Source organism: Microbacterium pratiae, from assembly GCF_047302165.1.
In the GTDB taxonomy this organism is placed as follows: domain Bacteria; phylum Actinomycetota; class Actinomycetes; order Actinomycetales; family Microbacteriaceae; genus Microbacterium.
The window spans coordinates 1781983-1800342 of sequence record NZ_CP154843.1; the positions used below are offsets into that span (position 1 = coordinate 1781983).

Sequence of the window (18360 nt, forward strand, 5' to 3'; positions counted from 1 at the left end):
GTCGACGGTCAGGGGCGGCAGGAACGCGAAGGTGATCTTCGCCGTGCATGGATACTCGAGCGCCGCCGATGACAGAACCGCTCGCGGGAACGTGGACGTGACCGTGCCGCCTCATGACGGTCTCGCCGAACTGAGCGGATAGCTGCTTGTATGTTTCGAGGTTCGGGTCGTGGTGGGGGAAGCTATGGCGAATTCAGTAGCGGTCATCGGTGGGACGGGATTCGTCGGCCGTCATGTGGCAGAAGAGCTCGCGCATGCGGGATTCGACCCGCTCATCCTCAGTCGAGGCCGGAACGCCGAATTGCGATCCGATCACAAGACTCGCGTCGTCGATATCGCCGACGGGGCGGAATCTCTCCGCAAGGCGATCTCCGGGTCGATCGCTGCGATCAATGCGGCGAGTCACGTCGGAGATGATGCACGGGAGCAGCGCCGCGTGAACGTCGACGGCGTGACGCATACCGCCGAGGCGACGACGTCGCTCGGCATCCCCCTCGTGCACGTCAGCACGGCGGGAATCTACGGTGCACTCGCATTCTCAGGCGGCAGGGAGGGGCAGTATCCGGTTCACCCGGAGTCCGAGCTCAGCGCGACGCGAGCGCGAGGCGACGCGGTCGCATCCGCTTCAGGCGCGTCCGTGCTGCGCCCCCTGTTCATCACCGGAGTGGGGGACGGGCACTTTCTTCTGCGGCTGCTCTCCGCCCACGCCGCGCTCGGAGCATGGATCGAAGACGGTGCCGCCCGATTGTCGGTGGCATCTGCCGGCCTCGTCGCCCGGGCGGCCGTCGCTGCCGTGCGGCATCGCCTGGAAGGTGGAGCGGGTGCGGTGGTGCATGTCGTGCCGGATCGGCCCGTCGCCGTGAGAGACCTCCTCTCGCCGATCCTCGCCGAGTGGGGCAGACTTCCCTCCCGGTCGCTGAGCGCCGCCGATGCCCGTGCGGCACTCGAGGCGCGCGGTATCCCAGCGCGCAAGGTCGCGCAGTTCGCCCACGACTACTTTCTCTCGTCCGAGCGCCTCCGCGATCTCGTGCCCGATGCGGGAAGCCGCGATGTTCACCTCACCGATGCCGCGCTGTCGTGGTACGTCCAGCACGGGCGGTCGGCGCGCTGACGTGTGAGCACCGGCCGCGGATCGGCCAGAGGATAATGGGCTCTCGTGCGCAAGGATGAAGCAAACCGCGAGGTCTCGACGGCTGTTCGGCGGACGCCGCAGCAGAGTCGGTCGCAGGAGACCCAGCGCGCGGTGGTCGAGGGGGCCGCGAACGTGTTCGACCGCGAGGGATACGGCAAAGCCAGTCTCTCGATGATCGTCGAGGAATCGGGGATCTCCCAGGGGTCGATGTACTTCCACTTCAAATCGAAGGAGCAGATCGCGCTCGCGGTCATCAACGAGCAGCACGCGCGCTCGCTCCCGTTGTTGACGGATGCCGTCGACACCTCGCCCGGCGTCTTCGAGAGGCTGGTCGCGGTGTCGCGCGCCATGGCGGACCAGCTGCGTCACGATGCCGTCGTGCGGGCCGGAATCCGGCTCGCGATGGAGGAAGGCGCCCTCGGCGCGCCGGCCGGCAACTTCTACCTCAACTGGGTGGAGATGACGAGTGCGATGCTCGCACCTGCGCTGGAACGGGGCGAGCTCACGAGCGGGCTGTCTCCCGAGACCCTCGCGAAGACGCTCATCGGCTTCTTCACCGGTGTGCAGCTCATGTCGCAGGCGATGAGTTCACGTGACGACCTGCTCGCCGGTCTCCGCGATATGTGGCTCTTCGCGGTAGACGCGATGGTGCCCCCCGCGGATCGCGACGCCGCCGTCGCCGCCGTCGAGGCAGCATTCCGGCCCGCCTAACGAGAGTAGGCGAGCGAGGCTGCAGCCTGGAGGCCTCCGGTGCCGCGCGCGACGACGTCGAACACGTTCCACCGCACGGACGCGCGGTCTATCCGTTGGGTTCGGGCGATGCTGACCTCCAGAAAGAGCGGTCCGTGCAGCTGTCGACGCTCGCCGACGTCGAACGACGCGCTCCGCATCCAGATGGAGTTGGCAGACGCCCGATCCAGTCCGTCGCTGCAGTAGATCAGCGCCTGCGCCTGCTGCGCGGAGAGGCGCAGGAGGTCGAGCACGGTGACGACTCTTCGGGCGGGGGGACAGTCGGACGCGATCTCGTGCTGGAACTCGACCGAGCGCCCCGCCTCGATGCGTGTCAACCGGGACTTCCACACGTGCTCCACGGCGCAGTCGGCGGCGAGCTCGACGGAGAGGGGGCTTCCGTCCGACGGTGTCGCCTGAATCAGCGCAGGCGGACGATCCAGGTGCGCGACGGTGCGCATTGCGCCCAGTGTGAGCCGTGCTTCGACGCCCGCCGTGGAACCCAGCGCGCCGAGCGTGCCCGAGACGGGAACGCTCTCGAGTTCGACATCCGCCGTCGTCCCCGCACGAAGACTGACGCTGCGTAAGCGCGGGGGCGTGGGCGACGAGGAACCGTCGATCGGTGCCGGGTGCGAGCACAGTGCCGCAGTCAGGACGATCGCATCGATGGAGCTGAAATGCGGCGCGGGTGATCTTCCCGTTTTGACCGTCCAGGTCTCGGGATACTCGAGGGCGGCGCGGCCTTCGAGGGCGAGCTGCTGATCGCTGGAGCGCGTCGCAGAGCCGGTGAATGCTCGCGCGACGTGTCGGAACCGGCTCGCCAGGTAGCGCTCGGATGCGGGACCGAGCAGATCGTCCAGACTCGCGCCGACCGCTCCTGAGATGGCAGCTGATCGATGCGAGTAAGCCATGCGGTCAGCTTATTTATGGCACACAGGTAACGCTAGAGTGAGATGGATGCCCGTTCTTGCCATGATTAACTGGTGCGAACGACTTAGTAATGCCGGCGATGATGACCAAGGCAGGGGAGCGACGCGATGAAGGCACTCCGGAAGACGATCCTGGCGGTTGCGATGGTCGGCGGGCTGACGGTGGTAGCGTCCGGATGCGGCGTGATCGACGACACCATCGAAGGACTCACGGCGACCGGTCCGGCGACGCCCGCCCCGCCTGCCGGGGGCGATGGGTCCGAGGGCACCGGCACCGACATCGTGGTGACCGCGATCGTGACGAGCGACGCCGCGAAGTCCGGCGAGATCTTGGTGACCGTCGACGCGCCCCGCGACAGTCAGAGCTTCGCGGAGGACTCGGTCGAGCTGCCGTTCGAGCACGAATTCAGCGTGCCGACGGATGTCGCGTTCCCATTCCGCGGAAGTCGGATCGAGGTCGACGCGGGACCGGGGGCCACGTGGATCGAATGTCGCATCATCGTCGACGGTGAAGAAGTCGCGACCCACCGTGCCGAGGGAGGCGCTTCGACCGCGGTGTGCGAACGCAGGCTCCAGCTCGGGCCGTCCTGATGGATGTCGGCACCCTCGGAACCCTCGTCGTCCTTGCGCTCGTCGACTCGACGAGCTTCGGCACGCTGCTGATTCCCGTGTGGCTTCTCACAGCTCCGGGACGGGTCCGCGCAGGTCGCGTCGTCGGATACCTCGCGACCGTCGCTGCGGCCTACTTCCTCGTGGGAGTTCTCCTGTATCTCGGTCTGTCCGCGATCGTCACGCGAACGCGAGCCGTATGGGATTCGCCTGGCTTCCTGATCGCGGTCCTCGTGCTCGGCATCGTGCTGATGGCGGTGAGCTGGTTGATGGACACGAAGAGAGCGCGTGCTCGCGCGGCGGAGCGCGCGGCGGCCGGTGGCGGAAGGATTCTGAACTGGCGGAACCGGATCATGGAGGACGGGCGCACGCGCGGGGCGACGCTCGGTCTGGTGAGTCTGGCACTCGTAGCGGTCGTGCTCGAACTCGCCACGATGGTTCCCTATCTCGCCGCGATCGGCATCGTGGCGGCCACAGGCGTCGGCCCGGGCCTGTCGGTGGTGACGATCGCGGGATACTGCGTCGTCATGATCCTGCCGGCCCTCGTCCTCCTGGTCGGGCGGATGGTTGCGCACGATGCGCTCGAAGGACCGCTCACGCGGCTCGATCGGTGGCTCACGCGCAACGCTCAGGCGACGACAGCCTGGATCATCGGCATTGTGGGGTTCCTGCTCGCGGTGAACGCGGTGGCGAATCTCGGCTGGGTCGATATCGGCGCCGGAGCGTCATGACTCCCAGGGCGGTGCCGCAGGATGGACGTCGAAAAATGTCGCAGCGGGTGCCGAGAGGTGCTTCTGTGACCGGAGTTCTGCGGGTGTGATCACATCGACGCCGAGTGACGACAGCACGGCGGGCAGACGACGGTTCCACGCGAACGTCGTGAGCTCGGGGTCGGTCCTCGACAGAGAAGGCCAGCCCATTCCGGAGTTGCTCGACACGACGTAAGCGATGGGCCGGTGATTCTCCACCGCGTCCGTCACGGCCGCCAGATGCATGCGGAGGGTCGCATCGCCGCAGATCACGAGGGCCTTCTGCGAGCGCTTCGCGCCGAGCGAGCCGCAGAGCGCGGCACCCATGGCCGCTTGCTCGGCAGCGACGACGAGTGACGTCGACGGCGGAACCGTGAGGAAGCGCGGGTCGTAACCCCACATGTCCGTGAGACCGTTCTCGATGCAGACGATGTCGAAGTGTCCATCGACCATGATGCCCTCGATCTGAGCCCATGTCGCGGCCATCTCGGACACGCCCTGCTGCCTGATCGGCCGGGCCCGGCGGAGCGGGGGCGGAGCTGCGGAGGCCACGAGCCCGTCGCGGGCGAGCGCCAAGAACGCCGCTGCGTCGGACGTGACGTCGATCCTCCGGCCGTCGTGGGCCGGGCAGCTGACCTCGGACTCATCGACCACGAGGAGCGTGGCGCCCTGTTTCGGCGCCCACCTCTCGCGCACGGTTTCGTCGAGCGCTGATCCGAGCGACACGACGACATCTGCCGCCGCGAGCGCATCGAGGCCTTCCGGCGTCGCATAGAGCCCGGCCAGGCCGACGAAGCTCTCGCTCGACTCGTCGATCGCGCCTCGGCCCGAAGCGGTCACCAGCGTCGACGCGCCGAGCTGAGCCACGAAGGCGTCGAGATCCCCGCCGCGGACGTGCGCCCGCTTCGCGCCCCCGCCGACGATCACCGCGATCCGCGCGCGTTGGGCCGCGGCATCCCGAAGCTCGTCGACCGCCCGCAGAGCGGACATCGACTCCCGCGTCGCCGGGATCGAAACGCTCCGATCGCGAGACCACCGGCGCCGGGTCCCGTCTCCGTGCTCCTCGTCCGACCCCGTGCGCGTGCGCACCACCGCGACCGCGGGCGAGCGGTGGCGGAACGCCTGCCGCGAAGCGGCGGTGATCCCCGCGATGAGATCGGCTGAGTTCTCGATCGTCCTCGTCGGCATCTTCAGGGATCGGCAGATGTCCTCTATCGGCAGATCCTGGAACGCGCCCCACCCCCGCCGCTCCGGTGCGGCCGCCTCGACGACGACCAGCAGGGGCACGCGACCTGACGCTGCTTCGGACAGCCCGAGGAGCGCGTTGACGAACGAGGGCCCGGTCTCGAGGCTGAGCACCGTCAACGCGTCGGGCTGGAGAGTCGCGCGCCCGAACGCGGCGAACGCGGCGGTGCGCTCGTCGCTGAAGACCGACCGCTCTTCGCGAGTGCAAGCGTCGAGGAGGCCCGGTGCGTCGAGCGGCAGGCCGAACACGTGCAGGTCGCCCAGGTCGCGCAGCGCCGCCGCCGCCGGACCCCAAGCGAGTTCCGACGTCACGCGGGGAGTCCCGACAAAGCCGAGGAAGTGACGTCCCAGGTGCCCGAGGGCGTTCTCCGGACGCGGATGATGAGCGCAGTACGCTCGCCGTCGTGGGCGCTGGCGGCGACATGCACGAGGGTGGGGTCGGTGGCTCCCACCGCGAACGCACTGCCGTCGAACCCCGCTTTCGCCAGCAGCCCGAAGGCCCGGCACGCGTCCGCGTTCATGAGCTCGGTGGGCACGACGCGGTAGCCCGGGCTGTATCGGCGTCGCGGGTACTCGACGGAGATCCAGTCGAGGAGCGGGCCGCAGTCGAACCAGACATCGAAATCGTCTTCGAGGTCGGGGCTGTGCAGATGGCACGCGGCGAGGACGATCTCGCCCATCGTCACGTGCCATGACGGGTAATCCAGCGAGACATTCGCCGCGACGGTGTGCTCAGTGGTCATGGCTGTCTCCGATCAGAGGGGAGTCGCTGTTCGTCAGGCTGACGTGCAGGGCGCTGCTCGTGGCGTGCGGGTCGGGTCGCCAGGGCAATTCGGCGGTTCCGTGAGCGATCTCTTCGCCGTCGCGTCGGAGACGCCAGTCGACGATGTAGTCGGGGCACACCGGATTCGTCTCGAGCCTCCGGTGCATCCGCACGTCGACCGTGTCGCCCTCACGTACCGGTAGCTCCGTGCTGCCGAGGGGAACCACGACGGGCAACCAGCTCGACCGAGAGCTCAGGCTGTCGACGGAGTGCGTCCCGATCTTCACCGCCACCGACAACAGCAGTGAGTCCAGCGTCCCCGGACGCGACACCGCCACCTCGGCCGGAGCGGATGCGACTTCCGAGAAGCTCCCGCTGAAATTCGCTGTCTCCACGGTGGTAGGGCGGGACAGCAGGCCAAGCTGGACCTGCCGCCCCACGACGCACAGCCGCACGTCGCCGCAGCCGACGGTCTCCGCGAGCGCACGGCGATAACGATGGGCTTCGCGCGCGAACACGGGCTCGGCGCCCCTCAGCATCCGCCGCCAGCTGAACGCGCTCACGCTCGTGATCCAGCCCTGCGGGACGACGAGCATCCCGGGGTCGCCGATACGTCGGATCTCTCGGCCCACCACCCGCTCAGCCCCTTCGGAGCTGCCGATGGCACCGACGATCTCGCTCACGAGGATCGTGGGGCGGATCTCCGATTCGACATATTCGTCGTAGGAGAGAACATCGATCGATGCATATCGGGGGTTGTTCGCCAGTTCGGCGGTCAGGGCCTCGCGGACGTGGTCCAGCTGCTCGACGGCGACCACTCGGCGCGCGCCGAGCCGTGCCGCGAGGCGTGCCCACGGGGCTTGCCGGCCGCAGCCCAGCTCGACGACGACCGAGTCTGCGGAGACGGCGTCGGTCAGAGTCTCCTCGAAAGCGCGCACCCGAGGCTCATCGTCCATCATGAACTGATAGGCGTCGTCGTCGTAGATGGGGTACTCGCCGATCGACGGCAGAAAGTAGGCGCCCGGTCCGGAAGGCGTGCCGGGGAACGCGGTGCGCGGTGCGTCGAGATCAAGCGTCATGCTGCACCCGGATGACGCGCGGCAGGCGTTCGCCGCGTTCGGACATCAGTGTCGCGTCGACCAACCGGTCGGTGACAGCGGCGAGATCGACCCACCGGCCGGCCGAGACCAAGCGATCGACAAGGTCGGGATCTCGCCGGCGGTAGATGGTGTGGGCGGTCGAAGGCACGACGAGGTCGGCCACGACCGCGGTGAACGAACGGCATGTGCTCGATGCGTCCGCGACGGAAGCCAGCAACGACTCTCCCTCTCGTTTGGTGCGTGCCGTCAGCTCGTACATATCGGGCTCCTCGTCGTCGGGTCGATCCGGCAGATGGTTGTGGGCGTCCGTGGATGTCACGTAGACCACTCCGAACGGAACGCGGTTCGTGTCCGCGATGCCGCGGACCAGGTTCGCGGGCGCCGTGGCGTTGACGGTCCGAGCTCCGGTCGCATCGGGCTCGCTCTCGAGGCCCGCCGCAGCGCACAGGAGCACTGTCGAGATCTTCCCGCCCAGCGCTGCCAGGATCCCGGCGGGCCTGGGCTCGGGCTCGTCGAGGAGGTCGAGCTGCCGCGCCTGCCAGCCCGAGCATCTTGCGGCCAGGCGTGTCGCGCGAGCTCTGCTCGATCGATAGGTGAACACGCCCTCGACGCCGCGGCGGTCGAGTGCACTCACGAGGGACGCGCCGATGCCTCTGCCGCCGCCGACGATGAGGACCGTCATGCCGGCTCGCTCGCCATCGCGCGGGAGGGGAGAGGGGGATACCGCTCCCGAATGCGCGACAGGAGGGTGTTGGCCGGCTCGAAATCCTCTCTCGTGACCATGCCCCATCGCGCGGTGCGCGACAGCGACCCCTGACCGAGATACGACGGCGAGACTGCCGTCTGGCGCGCGACCCCCAGGCGGAACAAACCGTCGAGCGGCCGGTTCTCGACCGAGGTGATCACCGCAAGCGCGTACGCCTCGCGGAAGTCGAACAGCCATGCACCCAACGTGATGGCGGCGTCCAGCCCCGCGCCGCTCGAGAGCGCCCGATCATCCAGCTCGATGCCGATCTGGAACACGCGGGGGAATGTCTGCCGCGAATCGATGCGTCCGACCGGATCGCCGTCGGACAGTCGGTGGATGTCGAATCTGCTGTAGTCCTGCGACGATCCCGCCTCGGCAGATCGCCGCAGATACGTCCACTTGCCGTGCAGATGGCTTCGCCAGCTGGTGTCGGGCTCCACGTCGGTTCCTCCGCTGCCGCTAAGCGCTGACCGTCTCGGCGGAGTCGAGGAACCGACGCAGGTCTCCCACGGTCTTGATCTCCGCGGCCACTTCGTCGGCCACAGCCACCCCGAACACCTCTTCGACACGGATGCACAGCTCGAGCATCGCGAGCGAGTCGATGTCGAGGTCGTCGGCGAGGACGGTGTCGTCGGAGACGACGACATCCGCGTAGCTCTCCTCGTTGATCCGGCCGGCCTCGACGCGCACGAAGTCGTACAGTTCCGAGTCAGTCATGGTTCTCTCTTTCTGTTTCGATGATCAAAGCGACATTGCTGCCCGAGAATCCGAATCCGTTGACCAATGCCGCCCGGTGCCGGTCGGACAGATCGAGGCGGGCTTCGCCCTCCGCCTCCGCGAGAAGCCGGATGCTGCCGGGAGCGGCGAGCGGCTCGCGAAGTCCGAAACTGCCCCCCACAGGTACACCGGAGAGAACGCGCACGGCGGTGACGATCGACGCGACACCCGCGGCGAACACCGCGTGACCCACGGCGCCTTTGTTGGCGAGCACGTCGACCGCCAGGCCGTACGTCTCGGCATACCGTGCGATCGCCTGCAGTTCGGCCTGATCGCCCTGCTTCGTGCCCGTCGCGTGCGCGATCACGAGGGTGGGCGCTCGGCCCGCCTTTCGTGCGGATTCGCTCATCACGAGGTATTCCTCGTCGGGGTCCGAGACGGTCTTGCCGCCGATGCTGCGTGCGTGCCAGCCGGTGATGACCGGGTCATCACCGAGGGGAGTCGGGGCGGCCTGGACGATCAACGCGCCGGCGAAACCGTAGACGCGTGTGCCGGCTGCGGCCTGATCGAAGGGGCGCACCTCGGGCGCCCATGCCCGTGCGTCTCGGAACGTGTCCTCTTCGAGCGACCCGTCGATGGAGGACGAGCACACCACGACCGTGTCGGCTGCCCCCGCACGGCAGAGATCGGCGGCCACGCCGGCGGCGACACCGGTCGAAGCGCACGCATGCGAGAGCACCAGCGACGTGACCTCGGACCCGGGGAGCAGTGCCTTCACATGCCGCTCGGGACTCTCCGGGTAGTAGCGCGAGGTGGCCGGGTCCACCCCGATGCACTGCGCGCCGACGATGACGACGACCCTGCGACCGATGACGTAGCCCTTGGCCTGAGCCGCGTTGAGCGCGTTGCTGATGCATGCGTCGCGGAGCTCATGCGCGGCGGCATCCGGATCCCATGCGACATCGTCGCCCACGTCGGCAAGGCCGACGTCGAACCGCTCGCTTCGTGGCGAGCTCACGCTGGTCGCCGTGATGACGGCCCGTGCCGGTGCGGATGTCATGACGCCGTTCCCGCCTGATCGCGCAACCGGCCGAGGGGAACGATCTCACCGTCGATGATCTGAGCTCCGTCACCCGTGCGCAGCCAGCCGTCGTCGTCCCTCTCGGGCAGATCCACGATCCGGTGATCCACGACCTCTCCGATGGCGGCGAACGGTGACCGGATCATGAGCTCGCCGTCGCGGATGCTGCACTCGACGCCGTCCATCGGTCGGCCGCAGCTGCCCTCCGTCGTCGAGTGCAACCCGATCGCGACGTTCGGACCGGCCTGGGTCAGGCCGTATCCGTTGGCCAACGGGATCCCGTTGTCTCGGTAGTGCGCTTCGACCGAGCGAGGAAGCGGATCGCCGCCTACCCCGCGCACGGAGAGGTCGGCGAGGGCATCGAGCACGGCGGGGTCGCGCCGTGCTTTGACCGCGATGGTCTGCCAGAAACGCACGCCGGCGTCGAGGGTGTCGATCCGACGCTCCAGGATGGCCCGGATCGCCGAGTCGATGTCGAGCGGGTCGAAGACGACCAGCGCGGTGTCGCTGAACAGCGACATCAGCACGACGCTGGTGTAGTACGCCGTCCCCGCGCGGATCGCCATGGCCACGCGGCATCCCGGCCGCACGTCCATCGCGCGAGCCGTAGCGGCGGCGTGCCCTCGGACGGCTGCACGCGCGAATGCGAACATCCTCGGCCCGCCCGTGGTTCCGCTGGTGCGCTGAAGCAGCGCCACATCCGATACGTCGACGTCTAGCCGGGCCTCACCGATGGGCGCTGATGCGGAGTCGACGAGGATCACTTCATGTCGGTCCCAGCGCTCCCTGAACAAGTCGCTCAGCTGGGATGCCGGGAGGGACGGATCGATCGCGGTCACACGACGACCATCGAGTCGGCGCTCAGCGGATAGGGACAGGGGCATGTGCGCGCTCTCCATAGTGGGTTCAGTTGTCGATCAGACCGGCGAGCGAGAGATCGCCGCGGTGAGTCGCGACCGCGATCGCTGCCCCGCCCGCTCCCGTCGCCCCGTCGAGGGCGACCCGGCGGCCGAGGCCTCCCGGTGTCAGCGGACCGTGGGGCGTCGGCACGAGCATCGATTGGAGGTCGGCGAGCAGCCCGGCCGAGTCGATCCGGCCGGGAAGATGTCCGAGGCGCGCGTTGACGACACTCGCGGCGAACAGCAGCCCGGCGGCTCCCGTCATGAGGCCCGGCGCTACCCCCAGGGCTGTCTTGAGCCCGGCCGCGATCCGCTGCCAACGCGGATTCGCCAGTTCGTTCGCCGGCAGGATCGTCGACGCGGCGACGAGCAGCCCGGCGTTGCCCCGGTCGAGGTACGGGCGGAACTTGTTGTCTTCGTCGACGAAGTAGAGCGCACGATTGACGACCTGATAGCGGCGGCGCTCGCTGTCGATGAGGTCGTACGGGATGGCGGCATCGCCCCCGTGCGACCGGGCCCAGATCGAAAGCGCGAGGGCGATCCCCGGGCCACCGCCCATCAGGCCACGCTGCTCGGCGTCGGACGATCGCCCGAGATCGTCGCGGAGTAGATGTCTGGCTCGGGTCTCGAGGTCCCTCCCGACACGGTCGGCGATGACCGCGGCGCGACCCGACGGTCGCCCATCGGCCCCGAGGAGAATGGCGGTCAGAATGCCTGACAACCCCGTGTCCAACCGAGAGCTGAGCGCATTCAACTCCGTCGCCTCAAGGCGGTCCAGGTAAGCCTCCGACCACAGTGCTGCGCTGTCACTCTCGCCGTGGCGCCGGAGAGCGGCCGGGAGCAGGCCGACTCCGCCGATGAGGCCGAGGTCGGAGACACGCAACGGCCGCGACGGGCCCTCGGCGAGGAGGGCGATCAGCCGGTGTTGGGCCGAGCGCACCTCGTCGTCGTCGCGGGGCAGGAAGAGCAGGCTGAGGAGGCCTGATCCGAGGCTCGCTACGGGCCGGTTGTCGAGATCTCCTCGCGGCGAGCGCAGCGGATGCGGAAGACCGATTCCGGTATCCAGGTAATGGCGGCACGCTCTCGCATAGGCCCGATAGACATCCGCAGCCGCGGGCGGCGTGGCCGGTGGTTCGGCGGGGCCATGGGTGGTCGCATGCGATACCGGCGCACGGCCGGAGAAGTAGCGTTGCACGCCCGCCGCGAACCTCGATCTCCAGTCGGGATCGAGGTGCGCTGAGACGACCGGCGGCCAGTAGGCGTAGGCCATGAGCCGGTCGACTGCGTCGACGTCGCTCTGGGTCGAGTATTCGCGCCGGGTTCCGTACACCCATGGCACTCCGCGCACGCCCGACGGCCCTCCGCGGCTGGCCGCTTCGAAGTCGACGAGAGCGACTCCCGCATCCGTGACGAGCACGTTCGCGGGCTGGAGATCGTTGTGCGTGATGCCGACTCGCGACAGATCTCCGACGAGTTCACGCAATCGATCACCGATCGTCGCAACGCGTCGGGAGTACGTCGCGGCAAGAGCCCGGTAGTCGTCGGTGCCCAGGTCGATGCCCGCGTACACGGGGCTGTTCGAGGCCACCCATTCGAAAAGCGTGACCCCATCGACCCTGGTCTCGACCAGGAAACTGCTCGTGCCGATCTCGAAGGTGTCGACGAGCCGTGGAACGCGACCATCCAGCTCGGGGCTGTCGGCCATCGCCCGAAGCGTCGCCGCCTCGTCGCGGATCCGCTGCGCCGCATCGGTGCCGTGGCCGTCGAGGCCGATGAAACGGATGCCGCGTTTGATGACGACTCTGTCACCCGTCGCGAGATCGTCGGCGAGGTAGGTTCCGCCGCCCGCGTGCACCGCGACGGCACCGCGGACGCGATATCTGTCCGGGAGCGCATGCGGCTCGGCGTCGAAGCGGAGACCGGACAGCTCGAACAGATGGTCCTTATCGGCCGCTACGGGCACAACGGCGCGAGCATCCGGCCGCAGCGTCCCGTCGGGGCCCTCGATCAGCGCGTGTCCCCGTTCGTCGAACTCCGTCGCATCCGAGAACTCGAACGCGCCGAATCTGCAGTGGATGATCGTATCGCTGAGGGAGTCGTCGCCGGCGACCGGAGGCCCGGAACGCGGCCCGAGCGCTCGCCGGAGCGAGACGAGGCATCTGGCCAGATCCTCGGGCCGCGGGTAGAGCACGATCGCCTTACCGGCGTTCGCCCGTGGCGCGTTCTTGGAATACAGCGCCCAGAGGAACTCGCGTCGCGCGACGTGCTTCAGTGTCAGCTCGAACTCCTGCGCGACGCGCTCGGCGATGCCGAGAACCTCGTCGAACTCGTCGAAGCGCGGAGCGAGATGGATCTTGAAGCCTTGAGCCGGCAGCGGGCGGCGTCCGCGGATGACGCGCCAGATTCCCCAATCCGACGTCGGATCCGGCGATGGGTGCCCCAGAGGGCCGAAGAACCGTCGGTCGATCGGGAAGTCCTGCTCCTCGGGACGCCAGAGGGTGATGGGTGCGGTCATCACGGGGTCTGCGAGGTCGTCGAGGTATGTCATGGCTGAGTCACCATCCCTTCCAGTTCGGGCCACAACTCCCAGAGCGGCGGCGGCACGGATCCTGGTGCCGTGCTCGCGAGACTCTCCCCGACGACCGGCTCGACCATCCGGTACTGAGGCACGGACTCGATCCGGTGCCGCGCTGCCGTGTACAGCGGATGCGCGACGATCCGCGGTGGTAGCGACGGGCAGAGAACAGTCGTGCAGGCGCCCGTCGCGATAGCGGCCACCGACGGGGTGTCGAAGGCGAGCAGGCTGACGCGCATCAGATAGTTCACCGTCGCCGGGTAGACGAGGATCACGTCGGTCGACTCGCCCAGTTCGACATGGTGCAGATCGGCGGTCGAGAACGAGTCCCAGTCGTCCTGTATTACCGGCACCCCGGCGATGCTGCGCAGCGACAGTGGGCTCACGAAGTGCGAGGCGGAGCGGGTCATCACGATGCGTTCGAGACCGTGCGCCTCCCGGCGACGTAGCCAGGAGAGGTACATCGGCAAGTGCGCGGCGGAGACGGCCCCCGTGGCGACCATGGTCACGCGCACAGTTCCCTCCTCAGCGTGTGGAACACACTGACGGGTCTGCCCGTCGTCATCCCGTCGACCGTGAGCCAGGTCGCGTCCGCACCGTAGCCGCCGAAGGGCCGCAATGCCGCCTCGTGGTGAAACGGCGTAGACGACGGGCACAGCCGGTAGGCGTCCGGCACCGGCCCCCCGGCGCCGCCGTAGAGGCTGAGGTACATCTCACTGCCCGCGTAGGGTGCCGCGGCGAAGGTCTCGAGGAGACGCTCCCACGATGAGAACGTCACGACGTTGAAGACGGGGGAGAAGAGCTCGGTATGCGAGGCCTCGGCGAGGTCGCTCGTCGTCACGGTTGTCGGAACGAAATCGGGCGAGTCGCAGTCAGGACCCGACCATGTCGTCCGATCCGCCATCTCGGCAAGGAACTGTCGCCCCTGCGTCGCGGTTCGCTCGTCCGGGCTCGGAGCATGCGCGATCGTGCCGGCGGATCTGCGATCGGTCACCTCGAGCAGCGTCAACCGGGCGGTCAGCCGCTCGTGGAACTCCGCGTACACCGACTCGTGAACGAAGACCGCGTCCGGAGCCAGGCAGTCGGCGCCGGAGTTGTACAGGCGCGCGAAGACGAGGTCGTCGCTCGCTTTCGCGAGATCCGCCCCGGGCATCACGATGGCCGGATTCAGCGAGGACCCGAATCCGATGAACGCTCGATGCGACGTCTGCGCCTCGACACGGCGGCCATTCTCGCTTCGCCCCGTGAAGATCAGCACGTCCTCCGCTGAGGAACGCGAGGTGAAATCCCGCTGCGATTCGTCGCGAAGGCGGGCGCTTCCGAAGCGGTCGAGCCCGGTCAGCTGCCAGAGCTCGGTGACCAGACCCGAGAGCGCCGCGGGCGTTCTCGCCTGCACGGGGAGCCCGAGGGAGAGAGGGATCAGGCAGTACAGGGCGATCGAATACAGAAGATTGTTTCGCGGCAGAAAGGTGTACACCGTTGCGGGTTGGGCCTGGCGCCGAGCCGGAGCGCACGCGAGCCGTTCGAGATTCCGTGCGAGGCGGAGAGACTGCGCCAACTCGATCTCGGCGCTGTGGAGTGTGCATTGCTCAGTCAGTCGGTGAAGCAGTCGCGGCGCGTGGCGGATCAGCGACTGCTCGAAGCTGCGCTGCACCGACACATCGAGATCGCGAGGGACGTCGAGCGCGTCGAGCGTCATCGTCCACCGCCGGGGACGGAGAAGAGGGTCAGATCCCAGCGCTCGCCATAGGCGAAGACGGCCTTTTCCAGGACGCCCTCCCGGGTCATGAACTGTTCGGCCACGTCGGCGATCGCCGCGTTCCACGCCGGAACCCAGGCTTCGAATCGGTCGGCCCCGCGCATCCGGGCCTCGGAGGCGGCTCCCGTCAAGGCGGATGCCACCCAGTCGGGGGTGTCATGTCCATCGGGGACGGCGACGAAGCACGTCGCGGTCGGGTGCTCGGGCGCGAGCGAGAAGCCGACATGGCAGGCCGCGTCGTCGGTGATGACCACCAACCCGCTGCCCAGGAAGTCGTCGACGGCCACGTCGTCGAACCACGCGGGGACGCCGATCGATGCCGCGGTGTTCGGGGCATGGAGCACGCGGGTCAATGCGGTCACGAAGACCTCCTCGTCGAGGGGAAGCGGAGCGGGCGGACGCGGTCGCGTCCGCCCGCTTATCTGTCAGCAGGACTGGCTGCCGAGGCTGGCGGCCATTTCCGCCGCCTCCGAACTCGCGTCAAGCGCTTCGAGCTGTTCCAAGGTCATCGATTCCACCTCCTTCCCGTGGCCGGGATCCCGGCGGCAATGCAGGCGATCAGACGCGTGTGAGCGCGTTGCGAAGAGCCACGAGAACTCGACGAAACTCCCACGCTTGGCGAAACGGATGACCCCCCACGTGCGGCCTATTGCCACATCTGGCTACATACGTGGCGATAGTAACACGGGCGTTCGCCTTAATTACAAGCGTTTTTCGATTTTCGGCGTCAGCGTGCTATCCGGCTGGTGCGGAAATGACGTTCGAGAGGACCCGAGCGAGATACGGCGCCGTCCGGCTGGAGGGATGCCGGACGAGCTCGGCGGGCGCGGCCGCAGCCATGATGCGCCCGCCGGCGTCGCCGCCGGACGGGCCGAGGTCGATGACCCAGTCGGCTGAGGCGACGACATCCATGTCGTGTTCGACCGCGACCACCGTGTTGCCGGCGTCCACGAGTGTGTGCAGCTGCGCGAGCAGCAGGCGCACATCGGCGGGATGCAGTCCGGTGGTGGGCTCGTCGAGCAGGTAGAGGGTGTGACCGCGACGGGCGCGCTGCAGCTCGGTTGCGAGCTTGATGCGCTGGGCCTCGCCGCCCGACAGCTCGGTGGCCGGCTGACCGAGTCGCAAGTAGCCGAGGCCGACATCGCGCAGAGTGCGCAGGCTCCGGGATGCCGCGGGCACCGGCTCGAGGAAGCCGGCAGCGTCATCGACGGTGAGGGCGAGCACGTCGGCGATGTTCTTGCCGCGGTAGGTGACCTCGAGCGTCTCGGCGTTGTACCGAGCGCCGTCGCACGTCGGGCACTTTCCGTAGCTGCCGGGCAGGAACAGCAGCTCGACCGAGACGTAACCCTCGCCGAGGCAGGTCTCGCAGCGGCCTCCCGCGACGTTGAACGAGAAGCGGCCGGCGGTGTACCCGCGCTCGTGTGCGAGGTCGGTGCCGGCGAAGACCGCGCGCACCGCATCGAACAGGCCCGTGTACGTCGCCAGGTTCGAGCGCGGCGTACGTCCGATCGGCTTCTGATCGACGCGCACCAGACGGTCGATGTGATCGAGGCCGGTGACCGCTCGCACCGCGGGGACCTCGGCCTGCCCGTCCGGCAGCGCCTCGACCGGGCCCGCCTCGCCCGGCTCTGTGGCATCCGTCGTCTCGTCGTGCGACTGGTCCGCCGTCTCATCCCCGCGCAGATGACGCCGCACCACGTCGTGGAGCACTCCGCCGACGAGCGACGACTTGCCCGACCCCGACACCCCTGTGACCGCGACGAACGTCCCGAGCGGGAACGCCGCGTCGACGTTCGCGAGGTTGTGCAGCGACGCGCCCTCGAGCGTCAGCCAGTCGGTGGGGGAGCGCAAGAAGCGCGACTCCACGGCGCCACCCTCGGTGCCGGGGAACAAGAAGGGCCGCGTCACTGATGCGGTGACCTCGGCGAGCCCATCGACGGCTCCGCTATAGAGCACCTCGCCGCCGCCCTCGCCCGCTCCGGGGCCGACATCGACGATCCAGTCCGCACCTCGGACGACGTCCATGTTGTGCTCGACGACGAACACCGAGTTCCCCGATGCCGCCAGCTGCTCCAGCACATCGAGCAGCGGCTCGGCGTCGGCGGGATGCAGCCCGGCCGATGGCTCGTCGAGCACGTAGACCACCCCGAACAGGCCCGAGCGCAGCTGCGTCGCCAGGCGCAGGCGCTGCAGCTCGCCGGGGGAGAGGGTGGTGGTCACGCGACCGAGCCCGAGGTAGCCGAGCCCCAGGTCGATGAGCACCTCGACGCGGGCGACGAGGTCGGTGGTGATCGCGACGGCGACATCCGTGCGCTCGCCCGACGATGACGTCGTGAGCGCGGGCGCGGCATCCGTCAGCTCCGTGGTGGGACGCAGGATGTCGGCGAGCTCGCTCATCGGCAGGGCGTTCAGCTCGGCGATGGTGCGGCCGGCGAAGGTGACGGCGAGCGCCTCGCGCCGCAGACCCGACCCGCCGCACAGCGGGCAGATGCCCGTGCGGACGAACCGCAGCACCCGCTCACGCATCTTCGCGCTGTTCGAATCGGCGAGGGTGTGGAAGACGTACTTCTTCGCGCTCCAGAACATGCCTTTGTAGGGCTTGGCCACGCGGTCGCGCTGCGGCGCGATCTCGACGATGGGCTGCTCGTCGGTGAACAGGATCCACTCGCGGTCGGCGGGGTCGAGGTCGCGCCACGGGCGGTCGACGTCGTAGCCGAGGGCGATGGTGATGTCGCGGAGGTTCTTCGCCTGCCACGCGCCCGGCCACGCGGCGATCGCGCCGTCGCGGATGCTGAGGGAGGGATCGGGCACGAGGGTCTCCTCGGTGACCGTGTGCGCGACGCCGATGCCGTGGCACTCCGGGCACGCGCCGGCGGCGGTGTTGGGGGAGAAGGCGTCGGAGTCGAGCCGGTCGGTGAACCCGTCGGGGAACGTGCCGGCGCGCGAGAACAGCATCCGCAGCGAGTTCGACAGCGTCGTCACGGTGCCGACGCTCGAGCGCGAGCTGGGCGCACCGCGACGCTGCTGCAGGGCGACGGCCGGCGGAAGCCCCGTGATCGACTCGACGTGCGGATTGTGGCCCTGCTGGATCAAGCGCCGGGCGTAAGGGGCCACGGACTCGAGATACCTGCGTTGCGCCTCAGTGAAGATCGTCCCGAACGCGAGCGACGACTTGCCTGAGCCCGACACCCCGGTGAAGGCGACGATCGCGTCGCGCGGAACGTCGACGTCGACGTTCCGGAGGTTGTTCTCGTTCGCTCCGCGCACACGGACGAAGGCATCGGGGGTCGTGCGGCGGTCTCCGGACATCGGGCAAGCCTACGTG

Annotated in this window: 19 protein-coding genes; 4 read left to right on the forward strand and 15 right to left on the reverse strand. The window is 68.5% G+C overall.

The window, feature by feature from the left end:
- Positions 1-184: 184 nt before the first annotated feature.
- A complete protein-coding gene (locus AA0Y20_RS08350) occupies positions 185-1111 on the forward strand; it encodes an NAD-dependent epimerase/dehydratase family protein (protein ID WP_412938681.1) in 927 nt (308 codons plus the stop codon).
- Between the two features lie 45 nt (positions 1112-1156).
- Positions 1157-1843, forward strand: a complete 687-nt coding sequence (locus tag AA0Y20_RS08355) for a ScbR family autoregulator-binding transcription factor (protein WP_023951675.1) — start codon at positions 1157-1159, stop codon at positions 1841-1843.
- Here the strand turns inward: AA0Y20_RS08355 and AA0Y20_RS08360 are convergent.
- Positions 1840-2772, reverse strand: coding sequence for an AvrD family protein (locus AA0Y20_RS08360; RefSeq protein WP_064956889.1), 933 nt, complete (start codon positions 2770-2772; stop codon positions 1840-1842). The two genes, AA0Y20_RS08355 and AA0Y20_RS08360, sit on opposite strands and share 4 nt — an antisense overlap.
- A 126-nt stretch (positions 2773-2898) precedes the next feature.
- On the opposite strand from AA0Y20_RS08360, the gene AA0Y20_RS08365 reads away from it, so the two are divergent.
- Complete coding sequence (locus tag AA0Y20_RS08365) at positions 2899-3381, forward strand: hypothetical protein (RefSeq protein WP_064956888.1); 483 nt, start codon at positions 2899-2901, stop codon at positions 3379-3381.
- Positions 3381-4130, forward strand: a complete 750-nt coding sequence (locus AA0Y20_RS08370) for a GAP family protein (protein WP_412938684.1) — start codon at positions 3381-3383, stop codon at positions 4128-4130. Before AA0Y20_RS08365 ends, AA0Y20_RS08370 begins: the two co-directional genes overlap by 1 nt.
- Here the strand turns inward: AA0Y20_RS08370 and AA0Y20_RS08375 are convergent.
- The 14 genes from AA0Y20_RS08375 to AA0Y20_RS08440 all read right to left on the reverse strand — a co-directional run bounded on the left by AA0Y20_RS08375 (position 4125) and on the right by AA0Y20_RS08440 (position 18344).
- The gene (locus tag AA0Y20_RS08375) at positions 4125-5705 is read right to left on the reverse strand and encodes a thiamine pyrophosphate-binding protein (protein ID WP_412938686.1); all 1581 of its coding nucleotides are present in this window, start codon (positions 5703-5705) and stop codon (positions 4125-4127) included. The genes AA0Y20_RS08370 and AA0Y20_RS08375 overlap by 6 nt on opposite strands.
- Positions 5702-6136, reverse strand: a complete 435-nt coding sequence (locus AA0Y20_RS08380) for a hypothetical protein (protein ID WP_064956885.1) — start codon at positions 6134-6136, stop codon at positions 5702-5704. The genes AA0Y20_RS08375 and AA0Y20_RS08380 overlap by 4 nt, the downstream gene beginning before the upstream one ends.
- Positions 6126-7235: a hypothetical protein gene (locus tag AA0Y20_RS08385; RefSeq protein ID WP_412938688.1), complete on the reverse strand. Its 1110-nt coding sequence runs from the start codon at positions 7233-7235 to the stop codon at positions 6126-6128. The genes AA0Y20_RS08380 and AA0Y20_RS08385 overlap by 11 nt, the downstream gene beginning before the upstream one ends.
- On the reverse strand, positions 7225-7938 hold the full coding sequence (locus tag AA0Y20_RS08390; protein ID WP_071918326.1) for an NAD-dependent epimerase/dehydratase family protein: 714 nt from the start codon (positions 7936-7938) through the stop codon (positions 7225-7227). The genes AA0Y20_RS08385 and AA0Y20_RS08390 overlap by 11 nt, the downstream gene beginning before the upstream one ends.
- Complete coding sequence (locus AA0Y20_RS08395) at positions 7935-8444, reverse strand: hypothetical protein (RefSeq protein WP_023951663.1); 510 nt, start codon at positions 8442-8444, stop codon at positions 7935-7937. Before AA0Y20_RS08395 ends, AA0Y20_RS08390 begins: the two co-directional genes overlap by 4 nt.
- A 19-nt stretch (positions 8445-8463) precedes the next feature.
- Positions 8464-8721: an acyl carrier protein gene (locus AA0Y20_RS08400; protein WP_023951661.1), complete on the reverse strand. Its 258-nt coding sequence runs from the start codon at positions 8719-8721 to the stop codon at positions 8464-8466.
- Positions 8714-9781, reverse strand: coding sequence for a hypothetical protein (locus AA0Y20_RS08405; protein ID WP_412938690.1), 1068 nt, complete (start codon positions 9779-9781; stop codon positions 8714-8716). Before AA0Y20_RS08405 ends, AA0Y20_RS08400 begins: the two co-directional genes overlap by 8 nt.
- Positions 9778-10701 (reverse strand): AMP-binding protein, encoded by a 924-nt coding sequence (locus tag AA0Y20_RS08410; RefSeq protein ID WP_412938693.1) that lies wholly within the window; start codon positions 10699-10701, stop codon positions 9778-9780. The genes AA0Y20_RS08405 and AA0Y20_RS08410 overlap by 4 nt, the downstream gene beginning before the upstream one ends.
- Positions 10702-10708: 7 nt before the next feature.
- On the reverse strand, positions 10709-13249 hold the full coding sequence (locus tag AA0Y20_RS08415) for a hypothetical protein (protein ID WP_413331384.1): 2541 nt from the start codon (positions 13247-13249) through the stop codon (positions 10709-10711).
- The gene (locus AA0Y20_RS08420) at positions 13246-13791 is read right to left on the reverse strand and encodes a flavoprotein (protein ID WP_412938701.1); all 546 of its coding nucleotides are present in this window, start codon (positions 13789-13791) and stop codon (positions 13246-13248) included. Before AA0Y20_RS08420 ends, AA0Y20_RS08415 begins: the two co-directional genes overlap by 4 nt.
- Positions 13782-14975, reverse strand: a complete 1194-nt coding sequence (locus tag AA0Y20_RS08425) for an aldehyde dehydrogenase family protein (protein ID WP_412938702.1) — start codon at positions 14973-14975, stop codon at positions 13782-13784. The genes AA0Y20_RS08420 and AA0Y20_RS08425 overlap by 10 nt, the downstream gene beginning before the upstream one ends.
- On the reverse strand, positions 14972-15397 hold the full coding sequence (locus tag AA0Y20_RS08430) for a hypothetical protein (RefSeq protein WP_412938704.1): 426 nt from the start codon (positions 15395-15397) through the stop codon (positions 14972-14974). The genes AA0Y20_RS08425 and AA0Y20_RS08430 overlap by 4 nt, the downstream gene beginning before the upstream one ends.
- A 63-nt stretch (positions 15398-15460) precedes the next feature.
- Positions 15461-15544 carry a microvionin family RiPP gene (locus tag AA0Y20_RS08435; RefSeq protein WP_368730587.1) on the reverse strand — a complete coding sequence of 28 codons (84 nt, stop codon included), beginning with the start codon at positions 15542-15544 and terminating at the stop codon, positions 15461-15463.
- A 226-nt stretch (positions 15545-15770) separates the two neighbouring features.
- Positions 15771-18344, reverse strand: a complete 2574-nt coding sequence (locus AA0Y20_RS08440; RefSeq protein ID WP_412938706.1) for an ABC transporter — start codon at positions 18342-18344, stop codon at positions 15771-15773.
- Positions 18345-18360: the final 16 nt, after the last annotated feature.

What these genes read in the sequence shown, in the direction of transcription:
- AA0Y20_RS08350 (WP_412938681.1), top strand. Translation starts at nt 185, where the DNA reads ATGGCGAATTCAGTAGCGGTCATCGGTGGGACGGGATTCGTCGGCCGT.
- AA0Y20_RS08360 (WP_064956889.1), bottom strand. Translation starts at nt 2,772, where the DNA reads ATGGCTTACTCGCATCGATCAGCTGCCATCTCAGGAGCGGTCGGCGCG.
- AA0Y20_RS08365 (WP_064956888.1), top strand. Translation starts at nt 2,899, where the DNA reads ATGAAGGCACTCCGGAAGACGATCCTGGCGGTTGCGATGGTCGGCGGG.
- AA0Y20_RS08370 (WP_412938684.1), top strand. Translation starts at nt 3,381, where the DNA reads ATGGATGTCGGCACCCTCGGAACCCTCGTCGTCCTTGCGCTCGTCGAC.
- AA0Y20_RS08380 (WP_064956885.1), bottom strand. Translation starts at nt 6,136, where the DNA reads ATGACCACTGAGCACACCGTCGCGGCGAATGTCTCGCTGGATTACCCG.
- AA0Y20_RS08385 (WP_412938688.1), bottom strand. Translation starts at nt 7,235, where the DNA reads ATGACGCTTGATCTCGACGCACCGCGCACCGCGTTCCCCGGCACGCCT.
- AA0Y20_RS08390 (WP_071918326.1), bottom strand. Translation starts at nt 7,938, where the DNA reads ATGACGGTCCTCATCGTCGGCGGCGGCAGAGGCATCGGCGCGTCCCTC.
- AA0Y20_RS08400 (WP_023951661.1), bottom strand. Translation starts at nt 8,721, where the DNA reads ATGACTGACTCGGAACTGTACGACTTCGTGCGCGTCGAGGCCGGCCGG.
- AA0Y20_RS08405 (WP_412938690.1), bottom strand. Translation starts at nt 9,781, where the DNA reads ATGACATCCGCACCGGCACGGGCCGTCATCACGGCGACCAGCGTGAGC.
- AA0Y20_RS08410 (WP_412938693.1), bottom strand. Translation starts at nt 10,701, where the DNA reads ATGGAGAGCGCGCACATGCCCCTGTCCCTATCCGCTGAGCGCCGACTC.
- AA0Y20_RS08415 (WP_413331384.1), bottom strand. Translation starts at nt 13,249, where the DNA reads ATGACATACCTCGACGACCTCGCAGACCCCGTGATGACCGCACCCATC.
- AA0Y20_RS08425 (WP_412938702.1), bottom strand. Translation starts at nt 14,975, where the DNA reads ATGACGCTCGACGCGCTCGACGTCCCTCGCGATCTCGATGTGTCGGTG.
- AA0Y20_RS08435 (WP_368730587.1), bottom strand. Translation starts at nt 15,544, where the DNA reads ATGACCTTGGAACAGCTCGAAGCGCTTGACGCGAGTTCGGAGGCGGCG.
- AA0Y20_RS08440 (WP_412938706.1), bottom strand. Translation starts at nt 18,344, where the DNA reads ATGTCCGGAGACCGCCGCACGACCCCCGATGCCTTCGTCCGTGTGCGC.